At 60.6% G+C, this 1,982-nt stretch carries 4 protein-coding genes; all 4 read right to left on the reverse strand.

Annotation, left to right across the window (positions count from 1 at the left end):
- Window positions 1–466 precede the first annotated feature (466 nt).
- The gene (locus AC1D1Y_RS25920; protein ID WP_477684882.1) at window positions 467–901 is read right to left on the reverse strand and encodes a hypothetical protein; all 435 of its coding nucleotides are present in this window, start codon (window positions 899–901) and stop codon (window positions 467–469) included.
- Window positions 898–1,104 (reverse strand): hypothetical protein, encoded by a 207-nt coding sequence (locus AC1D1Y_RS25925; RefSeq protein WP_477684883.1) that lies wholly within the window; start codon window positions 1,102–1,104, stop codon window positions 898–900. Before AC1D1Y_RS25925 ends, AC1D1Y_RS25920 begins: the two co-directional genes overlap by 4 nt.
- Complete coding sequence (locus AC1D1Y_RS25930) at window positions 1,101–1,253, reverse strand: hypothetical protein (protein ID WP_477684884.1); 153 nt, start codon at window positions 1,251–1,253, stop codon at window positions 1,101–1,103. Before AC1D1Y_RS25930 ends, AC1D1Y_RS25925 begins: the two co-directional genes overlap by 4 nt.
- A 169-nt stretch (window positions 1,254–1,422) precedes the next feature.
- Window positions 1,423–1,773, reverse strand: coding sequence for a hypothetical protein (locus AC1D1Y_RS25935; protein WP_477684885.1), 351 nt, complete (start codon window positions 1,771–1,773; stop codon window positions 1,423–1,425).
- Between the last annotated feature and the right edge of the window lie 209 nt (window positions 1,774–1,982).

The following is a 1,982-nucleotide window of genomic DNA, read 5'->3' on the forward strand; positions in this document are numbered from 1 at the left end:
GCTCATGGTCACACCTTCCCAACAGTCCGCAACTCTGGAGTGATTCTATCACATATCACACCCAGTTACATTGCGCCACAGCATGTTTCATTTCACTCTCCTCGTCGGTCCGTACGCGGTCCTTCGTGTCTTCGCCGGGTCCCGAACCCACATCGGCGGGGCCTGCTTAGGTTTCGACGCTTCGGTTATCGCCTGCAGTTGCGGTAAGACCTGCTCAGCCATGTTGACCCACTCCTGGGCGACGCGTTGGAACAGCTCGACAAATTGCTCACCCATCCGTGCCAACTCTCGCCGTGCCACGTAACCGCGAACGTCAGGCAGTCCGCACAGTCGCCGCATCTCGTCATACGGAATCTCGCTCATGCTGACATCGCCCCCTTGTGGTGACGCCCCTCATCGCCGGTGTTCGGTATTGACCGAACACCGAACACGTTGAACAGTTGCCGGCACGTGAACGTGTAAGTGTTCATCCCGCATCCCCCGGAGTGAAGAGGACGGTGAGTGGCCCGTACTTGGCGATCTGCTTGCTGGTGAGGTCGGCGGTCTCGTATCCGCACCATTGGCCGCCGCGCTTCTGTGACACGTCGTCGCAGTTGTCCATGACTACGCTCATGTTCGGCAACGCATCGAGTTCGGCCGCGCTGTTCACCATGCGAGACTTGCGCAGTCCCATGTGCTCGGCAACAGCCTCTACGGATTCGAGTAGATCTAGCGCGTCCGGGAAATGAGACGCCGTGCCGCCCGAATGTGTGATGTCGACGCGAATCTCGTTGTCGTGAGACGGTTCCAGCCTGAGTCTCGTGCCGTAACGCTCGGACAGGTGGATCATGCCGAGCCTTGTCAATGTTTCTCGCTTGTCTTCGTCCCTCGCGGCTGTGGCCTGTGATCGGATCTCACTCACAACGACTCCTCCCACTGGTCGGGTGTGATCTGCTCGGGCATTGATCCGTGGAGCGCCATCCACCACTCGACAGATCTGCCGCGCACCGCGATCTGTTCTTCGGGCGCCAGGTTGTGGATGCAGTCCTTGTGGTGCAGGTGGCGTCCGTTCTGCGCCCGCCGGTCCAGTGCGGCGATCATGGCCTGCTTCAACTGCTCACTCACAACGACTCCTCCGTTTCGTCGGCTGCCGCGATGAAAGCCGCTGCCATCTCTCGCAGCTTCGAGGGCGTCGGCGGGACGTTCATGGATTTCAAACCGTGGGCGCGCAAAATCCGTTCAGGAACTGCCTTTTCGTTGTCGGTGCCAGTCACTTGGATACCTCCGAGGGTGTTGCGTACTTGCAGCTCAAGCTCAAGGCGGTGCAGTGAAGGTCACCGTTTGCGTGCTGCCAGTGCTTTTGCCCATACCTGCCGCCGATCCGCTCGAAGATTCGCTTGCCGCAGTGGACACACTTGGACTTGCCACCTGTGTCGCGGTCGCTCATTGCTGTTCCCCTTCCAAAGCTGCGCGGCCCTTCAATGCTGCGAGTACGTCACACGCGAAGACTCTGATGTTCCAATACTTTTGCCGTGCCGCGTTGTAGCGCCCGGTGTCATGGCAGAGGGACTGCGCATTGGCGATCCGAGCCTCGAGCTCCGCTATCCGCCTGTTGGTGTGCTGCTCCACCACCAACGCCACATGCCCGCACCATGACGCGCATGCTCGCTCGCGGTCGTCGTCTCGGTATTCCCAGTCACCGCACGAGCAGATGTACTTCATTTTCAGCAGGTCCAGGCTCCGCCAGTGCGCTGCGATGAGGTCGGTCAACCCCGGGTCAGGCGCGTCAGTCATCGGTCCCCCTCGGTGCAGATTGCGTCTTCGGCGATACAGCGTGGGCATGTGCCGTCGGTCAGCGAGTCGGCGTGCCATCTGATTTCGCAGATGTCGCAAGCCTGGATGCTGGGCTTCCCCGGATCAGGCGCGGTCACGACGACACTCCCGGTCCACCAGTTTGGGCAGCGCAGTGGCACGCAGCGATGTCGAGATGGCCGCGTGAGTAG

It is taken from the genome of Polaromonas sp. P1_G1 (genome assembly GCF_056405595.1).